This window comes from Pseudomonas frederiksbergensis (genome assembly GCF_003732275.1).
Classification (GTDB): domain Bacteria; phylum Pseudomonadota; class Gammaproteobacteria; order Pseudomonadales; family Pseudomonadaceae; genus Aquipseudomonas; species Aquipseudomonas frederiksbergensis_H.
The window spans coordinates 679,201-695,052 of sequence record NZ_MOBM01000038.1 but is presented as its reverse complement, the minus strand read 5'-3'; the positions used below and the strand labels follow the sequence as shown (position 1 = coordinate 695,052).

Annotated in this window: 18 protein-coding genes; 8 read left to right on the top strand and 10 right to left on the bottom strand. The window is 58.6% G+C overall.

Going from position 1 to position 15,852, the window contains the following annotated elements; translation table 11 throughout:
* Positions 1–15: 15 nt before the first annotated feature.
* From BK662_RS22510 to BK662_RS22500, 3 genes are read right to left on the bottom strand one after another with little or no spacing between them, the layout of a single operon-like run.
* Positions 16–1,503, bottom strand: coding sequence for an efflux transporter outer membrane subunit (locus BK662_RS22510; RefSeq protein ID WP_123359905.1), 1,488 nt, complete (start codon positions 1,501–1,503; stop codon positions 16–18).
* Between the two features lie 18 nt (positions 1,504–1,521).
* Complete coding sequence (locus BK662_RS22505; RefSeq protein WP_123359904.1) at positions 1,522–3,006, bottom strand: DHA2 family efflux MFS transporter permease subunit; 1,485 nt, start codon at positions 3,004–3,006, stop codon at positions 1,522–1,524.
* Positions 3,006–4,139 (bottom strand): HlyD family secretion protein, encoded by a 1,134-nt coding sequence (locus BK662_RS22500; protein WP_123359903.1) that lies wholly within the window; start codon positions 4,137–4,139, stop codon positions 3,006–3,008. The genes BK662_RS22505 and BK662_RS22500 overlap by 1 nt, the downstream gene beginning before the upstream one ends.
* A gap of 258 nt (positions 4,140–4,397) precedes the next feature.
* Between BK662_RS22500 and BK662_RS22495 the strand changes: the two genes are divergently transcribed.
* The 7 genes from BK662_RS22495 to BK662_RS22465 all read left to right on the top strand — a co-directional run bounded on the left by BK662_RS22495 (position 4,398) and on the right by BK662_RS22465 (position 9,358).
* Positions 4,398–5,021 carry a TetR/AcrR family transcriptional regulator gene (locus BK662_RS22495; RefSeq protein ID WP_123359902.1) on the top strand — a complete coding sequence of 208 codons (624 nt, stop codon included), beginning with the start codon at positions 4,398–4,400 and terminating at the stop codon, positions 5,019–5,021.
* A gap of 8 nt (positions 5,022–5,029) precedes the next feature.
* Complete coding sequence (gene mug, locus BK662_RS22490; RefSeq protein ID WP_123359901.1) at positions 5,030–5,560, top strand: G/U mismatch-specific DNA glycosylase; 531 nt, start codon at positions 5,030–5,032, stop codon at positions 5,558–5,560.
* 187 nt (positions 5,561–5,747) lie between these two features.
* On the top strand, positions 5,748–6,323 hold the full coding sequence (locus BK662_RS22485; RefSeq protein WP_123359900.1) for a TetR/AcrR family transcriptional regulator: 576 nt from the start codon (positions 5,748–5,750) through the stop codon (positions 6,321–6,323).
* A gap of 396 nt (positions 6,324–6,719) precedes the next feature.
* The gene (locus BK662_RS22480; protein WP_123359899.1) at positions 6,720–7,274 is read left to right on the top strand and encodes an OsmC family protein; all 555 of its coding nucleotides are present in this window, start codon (positions 6,720–6,722) and stop codon (positions 7,272–7,274) included.
* A gap of 98 nt (positions 7,275–7,372) precedes the next feature.
* Positions 7,373–8,146, top strand: a complete 774-nt coding sequence (locus BK662_RS22475) for an SDR family NAD(P)-dependent oxidoreductase (protein WP_123359898.1) — start codon at positions 7,373–7,375, stop codon at positions 8,144–8,146.
* 120 nt (positions 8,147–8,266) lie between these two features.
* Positions 8,267–8,965 (top strand): DsbA family oxidoreductase, encoded by a 699-nt coding sequence (locus BK662_RS22470; protein ID WP_123359897.1) that lies wholly within the window; start codon positions 8,267–8,269, stop codon positions 8,963–8,965.
* A 63-nt stretch (positions 8,966–9,028) separates the two neighbouring features.
* On the top strand, positions 9,029–9,358 hold the full coding sequence (locus tag BK662_RS22465) for a thioredoxin family protein (RefSeq protein WP_123359896.1): 330 nt from the start codon (positions 9,029–9,031) through the stop codon (positions 9,356–9,358).
* A gap of 258 nt (positions 9,359–9,616) precedes the next feature.
* On the opposite strand, the gene BK662_RS22460 is transcribed toward BK662_RS22465, so the two are convergent.
* Genes BK662_RS22460 through BK662_RS22450 form a run of 3 tightly spaced genes read right to left on the bottom strand, consistent with a single transcriptional unit; the run spans position 9,617 to position 11,355 of the window.
* Complete coding sequence (locus tag BK662_RS22460) at positions 9,617–9,835, bottom strand: tautomerase family protein (RefSeq protein WP_123359895.1); 219 nt, start codon at positions 9,833–9,835, stop codon at positions 9,617–9,619.
* A 30-nt stretch (positions 9,836–9,865) separates the two neighbouring features.
* The gene (locus BK662_RS22455) at positions 9,866–10,978 is read right to left on the bottom strand and encodes an alkene reductase (RefSeq protein WP_123359894.1); all 1,113 of its coding nucleotides are present in this window, start codon (positions 10,976–10,978) and stop codon (positions 9,866–9,868) included.
* 44 nt (positions 10,979–11,022) lie between these two features.
* Positions 11,023–11,355, bottom strand: coding sequence for a carboxymuconolactone decarboxylase family protein (locus BK662_RS22450; protein WP_123359893.1), 333 nt, complete (start codon positions 11,353–11,355; stop codon positions 11,023–11,025).
* 477 nt (positions 11,356–11,832) lie between these two features.
* On the opposite strand from BK662_RS22450, the gene BK662_RS22445 reads away from it, so the two are divergent.
* On the top strand, positions 11,833–12,249 hold the full coding sequence (locus tag BK662_RS22445) for a hypothetical protein (protein WP_123359892.1): 417 nt from the start codon (positions 11,833–11,835) through the stop codon (positions 12,247–12,249).
* Positions 12,250–12,544: 295 nt separating this feature from the next.
* On the opposite strand, the gene phnE is transcribed toward BK662_RS22445, so the two are convergent.
* The 4 genes from phnE to BK662_RS22425 are packed head-to-tail and all read right to left on the bottom strand — an operon-like array spanning position 12,545 to position 15,775.
* A complete protein-coding gene (phnE, locus tag BK662_RS22440; RefSeq protein WP_123359891.1) occupies positions 12,545–13,312 on the bottom strand; it encodes a phosphonate ABC transporter, permease protein PhnE in 768 nt (255 codons plus the stop codon).
* Positions 13,309–14,136 carry a PhnE/PtxC family ABC transporter permease gene (locus BK662_RS22435; protein ID WP_123359890.1) on the bottom strand — a complete coding sequence of 276 codons (828 nt, stop codon included), beginning with the start codon at positions 14,134–14,136 and terminating at the stop codon, positions 13,309–13,311. Before BK662_RS22435 ends, phnE begins: the two co-directional genes overlap by 4 nt.
* Positions 14,130–14,927 (bottom strand): phosphonate ABC transporter ATP-binding protein, encoded by a 798-nt coding sequence (locus tag BK662_RS22430; protein WP_123359889.1) that lies wholly within the window; start codon positions 14,925–14,927, stop codon positions 14,130–14,132. Before BK662_RS22430 ends, BK662_RS22435 begins: the two co-directional genes overlap by 7 nt.
* Positions 14,924–15,775 (bottom strand): putative selenate ABC transporter substrate-binding protein, encoded by an 852-nt coding sequence (locus BK662_RS22425; protein ID WP_123359888.1) that lies wholly within the window; start codon positions 15,773–15,775, stop codon positions 14,924–14,926. The genes BK662_RS22430 and BK662_RS22425 overlap by 4 nt, the downstream gene beginning before the upstream one ends.
* Positions 15,776–15,852: the final 77 nt, after the last annotated feature.

Here is a 15,852-nt window from a genome sequence, read left to right as displayed (position 1 = left end):
GGGTGGCCAAAGCCGTTATTGATAAGTGCGTTTGGGGACTTCGCGTGAAGCGACTTTTTGCTCCAGGACGCCAACTGAGTTGCCGCCGAGCGCCACGAACAGCCGCACTGTGTCGAGGTAGAGCGCGGTCCTCACCTGGACCTGGCCGATCAGTGCTTGCTGGTAGGCGCGTTCTGCTTCCAGCACTTGCAGAATGCTATTTTCGCCCTGTGCGTAGGCTTGCTGGTTCAGGCGAAAACTGGTCTCGGCGGCGCGCAGTGCATCGGCCTGCGCCAGGTGCTGTTCGGCGCCGTGGTTGATCGCTTGCAGCGTGTCCGCCACCTGGCCGAACGACTGAATGAGCGTCTGTTGGTAGCGGGCGAGGGAGGCGTTATAGCCGTCGACAGCCGCCTGACGTTCCGCCTTGAGTGTTCCGCCGTTGAAAATCGGCGCGGTCAGCCCGGCGGCGAACCCCCAGAGCGCGGCACCGCCGTTGCCTGAAGCCGCTTGTGCGAGCGAGGCCGACAGTTCGACATGAGGGTAGAGATTGGCCGTTGCGACCCCCACTGCGGCGCTGGCAATGTGCAGTTCCGCTTCGGCTTGCAGTACATCCGGCCGGGCGTGGGCCAGCTCCGACGGCAAACTGACGGGAATGTTCGATGGCAAAGCGAACTCGTCCAGGGTGAAATCGGGGGCGATCCAGTCCGCCGGGCCACTGCCCGTCAGTATCGCCAGCGCATGGCGTGCGGCGTCGCTCTGCTGGGCGAGGGGCGGCAACAGCGTGCGATCCTGGGCGAGGCGGGTTTCGGCCAGGGAAACGTCGATCCGGGTGGTGGTGCCGTTGAGGTGGGCGGCGCGCACCAGGTCGAGGTTTTTCGCGTCGTTGGCCAGCAGTTTGTCCACGGCTTGCATCTGGGCATTGGCCGAGGCCAGCAGCAACGCCTGGCTGGCGACATCGCCGGTCAACGTCAGGTACGCCGCTTCGTAGCGATGCTTTTGCAGATCGCTCAACGCTTGCTGGTGTTCCACCCGCCGCTTGTTGCCGCCGAACGCATCGAGATCGAACGTCACCCGAGGACCGATCGCATAGAAGTTCGAAACGGACGCCTCGGGCCCATTGTGCGTCCGCTGACGGCCAGCCGCTGCGCCGAAATCGACTTGCGGATACAACGCACCTTCCGAGGCGATAACGAAGGCGGCCGCCTGACGAAGGGTGGCGTCGGCCGCTACCAATCCGAGGTTGCCGTCGATGGCCCGGTGTATCACTTGGTCGAGCTTGGGCGAGCGCAAGGCTGACCACCAGTTACCGTTGAGCTTGCGGCCCCTGTCGATGCGCTGTGCATTGGGGGCTGCGGGCTTGCCGAGTTGCTGTTCGGCTTGTGCGTCATAGTGTTGCGACAAGCTTGCCGCGGGCCGTTCGAAATCCGGGCCAACGGCGCAGGCGGACAACAATACAAACGCCGCCAGCAAAGTGATTGTTGTTGGCAATGGATGTCGATGGGAAATGCGTTTGGACGTTTTCATTGGACAGACTCCACAAAACTAGTTGGCCGGAACGGGCTTGCGAAGGAACACCACCAGCGGGCTCACGACGAGCATCGCCACTAGCAAAATCTTGAACTGACCCATGACCGCAATGAACGCCGCCTGGTGGGTGACCAGATGATTGAGCCCTTCAAGCGCCGGCAACGACGTCGTCGTCGACAGGCGATAGGGCGTCAACTGGCTGAGCAGCGCCGAATGCATCGATTGTGTGTTGTTGAAGAAAAAGATCTGCACCACGGCCACACCAAGGGTGCTGCCGTAGACCCGCATCAGGTTGAAGAAACCGGTGGCTTCCGGGCGCAGCTTCGGGTCAAGGGTGCTGAACGCGACTTTGCTCAGGGCCGGCATCAGCATGCCGAGGCCGGCGCCCTGAATAGCGCCGTTTGCCGCTACCGGGGTCCAGTCCATCAGCGACGAATAGCCGAGCATCAGCCAATTGGCGTAAACCACCAGTGCGATACCTGCCGCGACGAAGAACCGCGGGTCGAAGCGCTCGAGCAATCGCCCCGTCAACAGGAACGCGCCGACCAGGCCCACGCCGCGCGGGACGGTCAGAAAACCGGTAGTGTCTGGCGGGTAGCCGAGGATTTCGTCCAGCATCGGCGAGGTCAGGGCCATGGTCGACAGCAGCACGAAACCGAGGGCAAAAAAGATGATCGTCGACAGCACGTAATTGCGGTCGGTGAACAACCCCTTGCTGAGGAAATGCGTCTTTGCGGTCAGCCGATGCACAACGAACAGGTAAAGCCCGAGTGCGCAGGCCAGCGCCTCCATCCAGATCTCCGGTGAGTCGAACCAGTCCATGCGTTCGCCTCGGTCGAGGAGCATTTGCAGGGCAATCATGCCCAGGGTGAAGGTGCCGACTCCGAAGAAATCGAACGGCAGGTGCTTGTCGGATTTTTTCTCGGCAAGCAGCAACGTCACCACCAGGAAGATGTACGCCGTCAGCGGCAGGCTGAGGTAAAACATCGGCCGCCAGTCGAAGTACTCGCTGATCCAGCCTCCGATACTCGGGGCACTGACGATGCCGAACAGCACCAGGGCCGTCCACTGCGCGCCGAATTTTGCACGCCGTGCAGGCGGCAAGGTCTCCAGGGCTATCGCCATCGACAAGGGCGCCAATACACCGCTGGCCGCGCCTTGAAGGACGCGCGCACCGATGAATTCCAGTGGTGTGGTCGCCAAAGTGCCCAGCCACAAGCCGAGGGCAAACAACGCGAGTGCGGTCTGATAAACCAGCTTCAGGCCGAAGCGTCCGGCGAGCCACTGCGCGACGGGCGTAGTGATCGCAGTGGCGGCCAGGTAGGCAGTGAAAATCCATCCGGCCTGGTCGTCGGTCATCGACAGGCTGCCCTGGATCAACCGCAGTGCAGCGTTCGGCAACGGCAAGTTGGCCGACTGCAGGTAGGTCGCGAGGAGGACTACGAACCGCAGCGAACGTGCATCCGCTGTCGCAGAGGAATCCGCAGGATAGGCGTTCATCAGAAGGCTCCTGCGCTCAACAGCGAATTGAGCGGATGCCACCACGGCGTGCGATGGCCGGTGTCGACCTTGACCGTGGCGCTGGTGCCGGAGAACAGCGGCAGGCTCGGATCGACCTCATCCAGCTCGAGCCGCACCGGCACTCGCTGCACCACCTTGACCCAGTTGCCGGTGGCGTTTTCTGGCGGCAGCAGCGCGAAGTCGGAGCCCGCACCGGGGCTCATGCTGATCACATGGGCCTTGAAGACGCGGTCGGGATAGGTGTCGATGGCGATGGTCGCTGCCTGGCCGGGGCGCATGTGCGTCACTTGGGTTTCGCGGAAGTTGGCCTCGATCCAGAGCTCCCGGTCGGAGATCAGGGCGAACGCGGGCGCACCGCCGTTGACGTAGTTGCCGACCTGAAGATCGTCGACCTTGGCGACAATGCCATCGTCCGGCGCGGTGACTGTGGCGTAAGAGAGGTAGAGCTGCGCCTCGTCGAACTGGGCTTTGGCTTCGCGCACAGTCGGATGGCTGTCGATAGCGATGTCCGGATTGCCGTTGAGGGCAACGACAGTGCTTGCGATCTGTTGCTCGACCGAGGCGATACGTTGGCGCGCCACTTTGAGGTCGGTTTCCGCGCGCTCATAGATCGCTTGTGATACGAACTCGGTGGCGACCAATGCTTTTTTACGGGCGAATTCCTTTCGATCGAAGTCCGCCGATTCTTTGGCCGACTGCAACTCTGCCTGCTGCTGGCGGTAGCTGGCCTTTAATCCATCGATGCGCAGACGCGCGTTGCCCAGTTGCGCTTCGGCACGGTCGACGGCGATTTGCAGGGGCTTGGGGTCGATGCGGAACAGCACCTGGCCCTTGCGCACGGGCTGGTTGTCCTCGACCGCGATCTCAACCACTTGCCCGGAAATCCGCGCATTGATCGAGGCCTTGGCCACCCGGGTGTAGGCGTTGTCGGTGGAAACGATGGGCTCGTTCGCCACGTAGTGGGCGTAGCCGACGGCGGCGAAGAGGGCGGGCACACCCGCCATCAGCCATGGCCGCAACTTTTCCTTGAGCGGTTTTTTCGGCGCGCTGTTCTGGTTTGGCCCCGGATGTTCCAAGGCTTGTGTCGCTGAGAGATCGAACTGCTGAGTCATGATCGAATACGCCCTTAACCGGGAAATCGGGCCGACCTGGCACAATCGCTTGCGGCCCCGACGTCGTTAATTACTGTGAGAAACCACTGCCGTGCGCCGTGGGGAGGATCGCTCCGCCACCGCTATTTCGTCGTCGCCACACCCAGTTCGAGCTCCGCTACAACAAACCTGCCAATCAAGGAATTTCTGGTTCCTTAATTTTGTGCGATGGTGTAAGAATATCTCTCGACCCAAACCCTTTCAAGGATTTTGTACGACATGGCACAAAAAAAAATTACGGAAGGAAAGGGACGCGGCCGTCCGCGTGCCTACGACCCGCAAACCGCGTTAGCGCAGGCGCTTGGCGTGTTCTGGAATACCGGCTATTCCGGTGCTTCTCTGGATAGCATCGCCAGCGCCGCCGGGATGAATCGCCCCAGCCTGTATGCGGCATTCGGGGATAAACATGCGCTCTACATCAAGGCGCTCGAGCAGTATTGGGAGACAGCCTCGGCTGCGATGCAGGAGGCGCTGACGGACGCCAGTCTGACGCTGGAGCAGGCGTTGACGCGTTTCTACGATGGGCAATTGGCGATTTACTTCTCGGGGGACGGTCAACCCCGTGGTTGCTTCGCGATTGGCACGGCGACCACCGAAGCGGTCGAGGACCCAGAGATTCGTGACGTGTTATCAGATCGGCTGAGCCGGCTCGATGCCGATCTCGAAGCGCGCCTGCGCAAGGCTATCGATACCGGCGAACTGAAATCCAACGTCGATCCGGTGGCGCTGGCGGTGCTTGCATCGTCCTTGTTGCACAGCATTTCGATACGGGCGAGGGCAGGCAAATCCCGGGCTGAATTGACCGGGCTGGTGCGCAATGCGATCAAGGTGATGTGCGGTTGAGCGGCTTTATGACTGGCGAAGTACTCGAAGACATTCTGGTCCAAGACCTTTCAGTGATTTTCTGCGGGATCAATCCGGGGCTGGCAGCTGCGGCCCAGGGGCACCACTTTGCGGGGCGGGGCAATCGCTTCTGGCGAACCTTGCATCTGGCCGGATTCACTCCTGAGGAAATACGTCCGGAATACGATCGGTCGATCCTGCAATATCGGTATGGGTTGACGGCCGTAGTCCCGCGACCGACGGCGCGGGCGGATCAGTTGTCAGCGCAGGAACTCACTGCAGCGGCGGCGGATTTTGAGCAGAAGATCACACGGTATGCGCCGCGCTTTGTCGCGTTTCTCGGGAAGGCAGCGTACGCCGCATTGACGGGCCAAAAGGAAGTGGAGTGGGGGCCGCAGCGGAGGGCTTTCGGGAATACGCGTGTTTGGGTTTTGCCCAATCCGAGCGGTAGAAACCGTGCGTTCAATCTTGAGCAGTTAGTTGATGCGTATCGTCGGCTCCGCTTGGCGGCGGACGCCGAGAGGATGGCCGGTAGATGAGATCGAGAGCTCAACGTGCTCGACTGCAGACTGTGGCCAGTGATGATCCTGAATGTGCCTCGCACGCCACTCGATTAGCGTTGCTGAATACCTTGCATTGGGACGTTCGGATGTGAGCAACCTGAGCGCTGTCTTATGCAGAGGTACTAATTTATGATGCTGCATTGATAAATTTGGATCCGGCATCATGAGTACACGTTCCGACCTTCTGACCACCGCTGAACTATTGTTGCGTACAAAGGGCTATGCAGCTTTCAGTTACGCCGATCTCGCGGCTGACATCGGCATCAAGAAGGCGAGTATTCACCACCATTTTCCGACCAAGGAAGGCCTGGCAATTGCCATTGTTGAGAGCTACCTGTTCCGGTACAAGAAGCAGCTGGAGGTTATCAATGATGAACATACCGGCATTATTGAACGTCTAAATGCCTTCGCCCTGATGTTTGCGCAAAGCAGTGAGAACGGCATGTTACCGCTCTGTGGTGCCTTGGCCGCGGAGTTACTGGCATTACCGCAAAGCCTAAAGGAAATGACGCGGGACTTTTTCGAAATCCATCTCGACTGGCTTCAGGCCAATATTGCTCTAGGCCAAGAGGCAGGGGAGATCAAAGCTGAGCTGGACGGCGTGAAGATCGCCAGAGTCATCCTGAATACGCTGGAAGGTGGCAGCTTTGTATCCTGGGCGCTGAACGACAAGTACGATCGTTCTTCTGGATTCGATTTCATTTTAGATGGACTTCGGGTGGCCGAACCGCGCCACTAATGCCCGATCCGCTTTTTTTGCTTCATGAGACGACCGATTCTGCCATCGCCAGCTCGGTCTGCTGTTCCTGCCAAGTAAGTGGCTCCAGTCGCTTATCTCTCACCTCCTGAATTTTATTCCCGCCTACTGGATCTGAGGAGAACCCATCTCGTCTCTCGGTTGGGCTGCGGATATCTGCCAATGCCTATGGCCTGAGGTGGAAAGGCTATAACCAATAAGATGGCAAACCCTACATTTTAATAATGACATCGCGTATCCAAAAAAGGCCGGATCGTGGGTGTATTTGTTCGGCGAGTGCTGATGGGTTTAAAGATCTCTTGAATGACAACCTACTAGTTGGCAGGGTTGTGCCTCTTTCGGGCCAAGCGCCCGGTCCATCCAAAGAGGATTGAATAGATGAGCAACAACCTGAATGGTATCGACGTAGCCGCACTCCAGCAGTTTGCCCAAGGCGTTACTGAGGATGTGACCAAGCGCAAGGCAAGTTTCAACGTCAAGACCCAATGGGAGCACCAGACTCGCTCAGTCGCGAAAGTCAGCCGATACAGCTTGGCGGGTGAAACCTACTCACGCGATTTCGAAATCGTGGCCGATGAGCCAAATGAATTGCTGGGCCAGGACACCGCGCCTAACCCCCAGGAACTGTTGATGGCAGCGCTCAATGCCTGCATGTCGGTCGGTTATGCCGCCAACGCCGCGATGATGGGTATCAAGATTCATAGCTTGGAAATCGAGACGGATGGCACCCTCGACTTGCGCGGTTTTCTGGGGATTGAAGAGAGCGTCAACCCGGGCTATGACGAGGTAAGTGTGGTTATTCGCCTGCACACCGACGCTTCCCGTGAGCGCGTTGAAGAGCTGCACAAAGTTGTGCTCAAGACGTCGGTCAACTACGCAAACTTCTCAAAAGCCATCCGTATGGTTCCCACCCTCGAAGTTCGTGAGGGCTGACTTCGCCGATCCGGGCGTTGTTCAGGCTATCCACGCACCAGCAGGCGATGAGTCGTCCTGGTGCCAAGTTTTAAATCTTGATCAGAAGGACTGATGAAATGAGCGATTTCTTTAAAGGTCAGAAACTGTTAGTCGTCGGTGGCACCAGCGGAATGGGCCTGGAAACGGCCCGCATGGTTCTCAACGCGGGCGGTAGCGTGGTGCTTACCGGAAGCAAGCAGGATAAGGCCGAGGCTGCACGCCAGGAATTGAGCCCGCTGGGTTCTGTGTCCGTGATCGTCGCCAACCTGATGACTGAAGAGGGCATGAATTCCGTTCGGCAGGAAATCAATACCCACCACAGCGATATAAGCCTGATGGTGAACTCTGCCGGGATTTTTATTCCCAAGCCGTTCACTGAGCACGACGAAGCCGAGTACGACATGTACCTGTCGCTCAACCGTGCGACTTTTTTCATTACGCAAGCCGTGGTCAAGAACATGCTTGCCGCGAAGCGCAAAGGGGCGATTGTCAACGTCGGCTCCATCGGTGCACAGGCCGCATTGGCCGGTTCACCGGCATCGGCCTATTCCATGGCCAAAGCAGGTCTGCATGCGTTGACCCGCAACCTGGCCATTGAATTGGCCCACTCCGGAATCCGGGTCAATGCAGTCTCGCCAGGAATCGTCCATACCTCAATCTACGAGGGTTTCATGGACAAAGAAGCGATCCCGGAGGCAATGAAGTCGCTTAACGCTTTCCACCCACTCGGGCGAGTCGGTGTTCCCGAAGATGTGGCTAATACCATCCTGTTCCTGCTTTCCGACAAGGCGTCCTGGGTGACCGGCGCTATCTGGGATGTGGACGCCGGTGTCATGGCGGTACGTGCCTGACCACATCAGCAAGCGCGACCTTATGAAAGTCCCCCATTGGGGGGCTTTCTGTCGTCACTCCAACTATTTGCTTGAAACGCCGGCAACGCGGTCTCTATTAATTTTGGTGCAGGATGAATTATGCAAACCCCTTCAAAAAAATATGTAGTGGATATCTGGTCTGATTTTGTCTGCCCCTGGTGCTGGATTGCCAAACGTCGCTTCGAAAAAGCGCTGGAGCGTTTTCCTGAAAAAGACAGTGTGCAGGTAAATGTCAGGGCCTATCGTCTGGCGGCGAATCACGCGCCAGAGCCTATGGTTGCGGCTCTTAGGCGCAAGCTTGGAAACCCGGACTCCGCCGACGCGATGATGAGCACCGTCAGTAAATATGGCAAAGCCGATGAGCTGAATTACCGTTTTGACACCATGCTGTTTGGCGACACCGCTGATGCTCACGTATTGGTCAAGGCGGTTGAAGATCCGGCAGCGAAGAAGCGTCTGGTGGAGACGCTGTATGAGCAGAGTACGACCCATGGGAAGTCACTGTTTGATCGCAGCAGCCTGAAGACCATTGCCAAGGCAGTAGGTGTATCGGATGAGTCAATCCAACTGGCATGGTCATCCGCTGAATTGCGCGCAGAGATGGAGGAGGACGAACATATTGCTGCGCAACTGGGTTCGGGTGTTCCTTTGTTTGTATTCGACAATGCCTTCTCATTCTCCGGCGCTCAGCCTGAGGCCGCGTTTCTTGAAGCGCTGAACAAGCTGCAAACGAAGTCAAAGACCGAGGATGACACGTTCATCGGCCAGGTCTGCGGTATAGATGGCTGCAAGATTTGATCGGCAGAAGGTGTGCGGCACTGAGTGGTGCCGCTTTCCAGTGGCGTAGAAAACGAGGCAAAAATGAGCCGTATCGTTGAGTTGAGTGCCCCACAGTTCGCCCGTTTTGTTGCCAAGGGCAGCAGCGTCGTGCTGTTTTCCGCGTCGTGGTGCAAGCCTTGTCAGGAGATGAAGCCAGTCTTTCATGCCTTGGAAGAAAAGCTCCACGCCTTGGCGGCTTTTGGAAAGATCGATGTGGCGGTGTCTCCGACGATCTCGCAGATGTATGGCATCCGTGCAGTGCCATCCTTGGCAGTGTTTCACGAGGGGCGGTTGCTCCGGGTCATGCCCGGATCTCGTTCAGTCGCAGCGCTGAAAAAAGCGGTTCTTGCACAGTTGGAAGAGGCCGTTTAATCAGCCTCCCTGATCAGCCTTCCTTCCAAGAGGCCAGGCGCGTGCCGTAATACCCAATTTGCGAATGGAGCATGGTCTGTTCAGCATTGAACGCGCCGTGGACCTCCAGCACATCTGGCAGTAAGTCGCCGTCGCTTGCAGCGGTTGAGCCAGAACCGAAAAACCCAAACTACGCGTTCATTCAGAACGTAAAACTCCCTGATCGTTGAGCATGATGATGCCCAACGATCAGGGAGTCGTTTTTGAAGTAGGAAAACCTTATTGATCTGCTTGCAGCTTCAATATCTCCTGCGCAGTCATGGGTTTTCCGGCGATACCCCAATCCCCATTCTTGACCTCTTCGAAGATGACCCAGGTAAGGGCGCGCATGTTTTCACCTTCCACCGACACTATGGTGTCAGTCACTTTCTGGATAACTTCGGCTTTCTGCTGGTCGGTAAAAACGCCTTCAATGCCTTTGATGGTAACGAGTGGCATGGTCTGCTCCTTAACGTTCGAAATGGGATGTCAGGATTCGCCCGCGGCGTATGCCGGATAATCGGTATAACCTTTGGCAATCGTGTCGCTCACCCCGTAATAGGTCGTGCGATCACCCTCAGCCAATGGCCAGCCGTACTGCATGCGTTCCACCAGATCGGGATTGGCGATATAGGCGGTGCCGAAGGCGATCAAATCGAGCTCGCCCTTAGCCAGTTCCGATTCAGCGAGCGCTTGGGTAAACCCGCCGGCCGCCATCAACGTACCTTTGTAGGCTTCACGAAACGCGGCACCGAAACCAGGCGGCGTCTGGGCGGCGAGGATGGTCGGTTGATAGTTCAGGTGAACGTACGCCAGCTCACGTTCGTTGAGCGCTGCCGCCATGCTCATCCAGGTCTCTTCTTCGCCTTCGTACACACCAAAGTCATAAAGGCGGCCAAATGGCGAAAAGCGCACGGCAACGTTCGAACTGCCGATTTCATCAGCAATCGCGTCAATGGTTTCGAGCAGGAAACGCTGGCGATTGGCGATTGAGCCACCGTACTGGTCAGTGCGGGTGTTCAGGGCGCTGCTGAGGAACTGGTCGAACAGGAAGCCGTTGGCCGCCATGATTTCGATGCCGTCAAAACCTGCTTCCATCGCCAGGCGCGCAGACTTCACAAAGTCGGCGGTGACGCGTTTTACTTCGTTCGTCTCCAACGCACGTGGCACGCTGGGTTGCACATGGCCGGACTTGCCCGGTTCGATCCATGCGTAAACCGTGGTGTCGACCGCTGGCTGCGTACCCGAAGAAACCGGGACCGCGTTCTGCGGATGTACCGATACATGGGACATACGGCCGACGTGCCACAACTGCGCGAAAATCTTCCCACCCTTGGCATGCACGGCATCGGTGACCTGACGCCAGCCCGGCAAGTGTTCATTGGCGTAAATGCCCGGAGTGTACAGATAGCCGCGGGCTTCTTCGGAAATCGGCAGGCCTTCGGTGATGATCAGGCCGGCGGTTGCGCGCTGAGCGTAATACTGCGCGGTGAATTCATTAGGGATGTTTTCCAGGGTTCGGGTGCGAGTCATCGGAGCCATGACAACACGGTTGGCCAATGCGATACCGGACAGATCGTAAGGGGTGAATAGCTTATTCATGATTAAACTCGACGTCGTTGACAGGTTGAAAGCCAGCGTTTGATTTATGACTTATCGAATGCGTCCAGCACGTGTGTGCTGTATACCAGCGCGGCGCCGGCGTTCATGTTGATGGCTACGCCAAGCGCTTCACCAATTTCCTCGCTGGTAACACCGACTTTCTTTGCTTCGGCCGCGTGGAAGGCGATGCAACCGTCGCAGCGAGTGGTCACGGCCACAGCCAGGGAAATCAACTCGCGGGTCTTCGCGTTTAGATGATTGGTCTTGGCGCCTGCAGCGCCAAGTGACGCCATGCCTTTCATGGTTTCCGGAGAAAGGCCGTTGAGATCGACCAGGCGAGTGTTGATGTCTTTACGAGTTTGCTTCCAGTCTTGCATGGGATTCTCACAGGGATACGGATGGTGGTGATTACAGTGATTTTTGAAGCTCGCTAACAAACTACCATCCAGTTGGTAGGCTAACAACGTGTTCGTGCTGATGTTTACTATCAACACAATCGAAGATTGGATAGCCTCGTCTTTGGCAACAGAACGCGGCCAATACCGCGTCGTTGACAGGCGACAAGGCTGCAGCGGCTAAGTCTGCAAGCCTTGAGGGTTTTGGGGGCTGTAGAAGGGCTGATTATGCAGATGTTTAAAATCGAGGCGAACGGATTGATTCAGCTCCGTGAGGCTCTGACCCGTGTTGCAGGCGGATTGATCCTGTGGCTTCGCACTAGCGACGATAGTAGCGGTGATCGTCCTCGTTGATGCAACAGCATAATGTGAGTTTGTTGAAGAACATCATCGGTCGCCAATGTTAGAGTTCGACGGCCTCAGACCTTGGACTGCTTTTCAAATTATGGAGATGTGTAGATGGCCGAAGAGATTTTGAAGTCGAAGCTGGTCAATTTTCTGGTGGCCGACGCTCAGGTGAACTACGACGGCGTCAGCGACCTGTACGACGTAGCCGGGAGTGGCGTTGTGGAAGCGTTGGCCGACGTACTTGAGGGCTTCAAGGAAGCATACGGAGGTCTGTGGGTTGGCGGGAAAATGCTGGTTACCCAAACCGCGGTGCGCTTGAGCGCCAATGCCATGAACCGCCTCGTTCAGGAGGGGACCCTGGATATTGAAGTCCCACTGGCATTGGTTCGAAAGGTCAGCATTGAAGGTGGGTTTGTGACGAAGATCGTCCGTCTGGATACCGACGCTGGCAGCGTTAAATTTCGGTGTTTTGGTGCGAAGGACGTCGCCTCGCTGATAGAGAAGATGACCCTCTCGCCGGTCCGGTAGCGGGCGGTCGATTATCCCTCGGGGGGAAATCCGTCCCCCTTTACCACGGCATCAAACCGAAGGTTTCGTCGAGAGCGGAGCCCATGTGTGTTCCGAATGGAATTGCGCGCAAAGGTGCAGTACCTTGTATTTGTAGCACCCTCGTGTCGCAGTCCTGTCCAGGTTGAGAGGTGACCTTCATGAACAACATCATCTACATCGTCGGGGCCGTTGTGATCGTCGTGTTTATCCTGTCGTTCCTCGGGTTTGCATAGCTTCGAAGACCCACTGAACGATTGCCCGGCACCGAAAGCAGTCAGGCTTTGACCCAGCGTTGACGGCTCCAGCTACTCAATGTATCGACGGCGAGTACCAGTAACAGCATGGCCAGAATAACCGTGCTGGCTTGAGCTTCCTGGAACAGGCTGAGGCTGACATAGAGCATTTGCCCCAAACCACCGGCGCCGACGAAGCCGAGCACACTGGCCATGCGGATATTGTTTTCCCAGCGGTACAGGATGTAGGCCAATAGCTGTGGCAACAGGTTGGGCAGTGTGCCGTAACAGAAAGCCCATACGGCATTGCCGCCCTGCAGGCGGATGGCTTCGGCGGGTTCTGGTGGGGTGTTTTCCAGCGCTTCGGCGAACAGCCGGCCGAGCACGCCGGTGGTGTGCAGGGCTAATGCCAGGGTACCGGCATTGGGGCCGAGACCGGCGGCAAGGACCATCAACGCGGCCCACACCAGTTCCGGAACCGCGCGCAAGGCGTTGAGCACCAGACGCGATGCGCTCTGCAGTGGCCAGCCGAAGCGCCCGGCCGCAGGCAATGCCAACAGCAGACCGAATACCGCCGCGAGCAGGGTGCCAAGCGCGGACATGGCAATGGTTTCCAGGGCGCCGTGGCCGATGGCTTGCAGATGGCCCGAACTCAGGTCCGGGCTGAGAAAACGCTGCGCATAAGCGCCCATCTGCTTCAGGTTGCCAGTGCTGCCCAGCTCCCCGAGGTCGATGCCCAGGTAGTTGAACGAGGCGACGACCGCTGCGCCGATGCAGAGCAGCAGTGCCAGATTGATCAGACGATTCATGCCAGCCTCCAGCGCAGCAGGCGGCTGAGTTGATCGGCGAGCAGCACCAGTACGAGGAACGTCAGTAACAAACTGGCCACTTCACCTCCAGCGAACATGCGCAACGACAGATCCATTTGCTGGCCCAGACCGCCGGCACCGACAAAGCCCATCACCACCGAGGCGCGGATTGCGCATTCCCAGCGGTACACCGTGTACGACAGCAGCTCCGCAGCGACATTGGGCAGGATCCCGTAGCAGAAGGCTGCGAGCCGACCGCTGCCCGATTGCAGTAGCGCGTGAGCCGGACGCTGGTCGACCGACTCGAAAATTTCCGCATAGACCTTGCCCAACATGCCGCTGTAGGTAATGGCAATGGCCAGCACCCCGGCAGTCGGGCCGAGGCCGACAGCGCGCACGAACAGCAGGGCCCAGACGATTTCCGGCACGCTGCGCAGGAAGATCAGTAAACCGCGTATGGGCCAACGTAGCAGTTGGCCCCAATAACTCGGGTGGCCGGCCCGGGAGGCAGCAGACAGCGACAGAGCGCGGCTGGCCAACAGGCTGGCGGGGACTGCCAACAGCAACGCCAGGGCCATGCCGGCCGTGGCGATGGCCAAGGTCTGCAGGGTGGCTTGCAACAACAGCTCAATGAACTCTTCGCCATGAGCCGGTGGCCAGAAGGCGGATACAAACCGGCCCATCTCGCTCTGACTGTCACTCGCCAGCAGCACACTGAGGTTCAACTCGCTGAAGTGGATGCCTGGCCATAGCAAGGCGAGGGCCAGCAAGGTGAGCAGCAGGCGGGGGCGGGTGGCGGGATCTCGGGTATCACGGGTCAGCATCGGGGAATCTGCACACTCAGGGGCGCCGGAGCAATCGGTGGGGACAGCAATTGTTCGTTGGCGTAGAGCTTGTCCAGTAACTCACGGTCGACTTCGCTGGCCTGAAGGTCGAACAGGATCTGTCCATCACGCAAGCCGATGATGCGCGAAAAGTGCGCCAGGGCCAGCTCCACCGCATGCAGGCTGGCGACCAGGGTGACGTTGTGCTGCCGGGCATGGCTACAGAGCACCGAAAGCGTGTGCTGGGCCAACACGGGGTCCATGGCCGATACCGGCTCATCGGCCAGCAACACCTCGGGCGCTTGGTACAACACGCGGGCAATGCCCACGCGCTGCAACTGTCCACCGGACAGTTGCTGGCATTGCGCGAACAACTTGTCACTCAGGTCCAGCTTGGCCAATGCCGCGCGTGCGCCCGGAATATCCAGTGGATGCACCAGGTTCAACAGGCTCTTGCCCAAACCCCACTGCCCCAGCTTTCCGGCCAGAACCGCGGTGACCACGCGCTGGCGCGGTGGCAGGGGAGGCGACTGATGTATCAGGCCGATGCGAGCGCGCAAACGCTGACGCTGACGGGCCGAAAGTTGCCAGGCTCGCTCGCCGAGCACCTGCAGCTCGCCGTTGCCCGGTCGCAGGGCGGTGGCCAGCAGGTTGAGCAGGCTCGACTTGCCCGCGCCGGACGGGCCGATGATGGCAACCTGTTCGCTTGCACCGATGTGCAGGTCCACGCCACGCAGCGCCTGGACGCCGTTGGCGTGGGTAAGGCTGACCTGGGTCAGACGCAATGTCATTTGAGCAGTTCGGCGGCGAGGGCGGCTTCCTCGATGCCCTTATAGTTCTCAGGCTTGGTTTCGATGAATCGGCTGGCGGCCTGCAGATCCAGAATCTCCTTGTCCGCAGGCTTCGCCGGATCGAGCGCCAGGAAGGCGGCCTTGATTTTGGCCGCCAGCGCCGGGTCGAGGGTCCCGCGCACCGTCCAGTTGTAGTCGAAGTAGGCCGGGGTGGTCGCAAACACTCTAACCTTGGTGGTGTCGACTTTGCCGGCGGCGACCAGTTTTTCCCACACGCTGGCGTTCAGTACGCCGGCGTCGACCTTGCCGGCCTGGACCCAGGCGACAGTGGCGTCATGGGCGCCGGAGTAGCCCACTCGGCTGAAGTAGGTTTCTGGTTTGATGCCATCCTTCAACATGAAATAACGCGGCATGAGACTGCCTGAAGTGGAGGACACCGAGCCGAATGCAAAGGTCTTGCCCTTGAGATCGGCGAGGGACTTGACGGCAGGGTCGGCGGTGATGAATTTGCTGGTGAATTGGGCGTCCTGTTCGCGCTGTACCAGCGGAATGGCATTGCCGGTTTTCAGACGTGCCTGCACGAACGTGAAGCCGCCCAGCCAGGCCAGGTCAATGCGGTCGGTGGCCAGCGCCTCGACCACGGCTGGATAGTCACTCACCGGCACGAACTCCACCTTCATGCCCAACTGTTGTTCCAGATAGGCGCCAAGCGGCTTGAACTTGCGAAGCAGTTCGGTAGGGGCTTCATCGGGAATCGCGCTGACTTTCAGCGTATCGGCGGCCTGCGCCAACAGGGTGCAAAATGACAGGGTCAAGCCGATGGCCAATGCCAGGGTGCGCTTGAGCATGGAAAATCTCCGGTGTATTAACGAAAGAGTGTCGAGGCGCCAAGCATGCCTGGCGCGTTGTGAGGGTAGACGAAAGG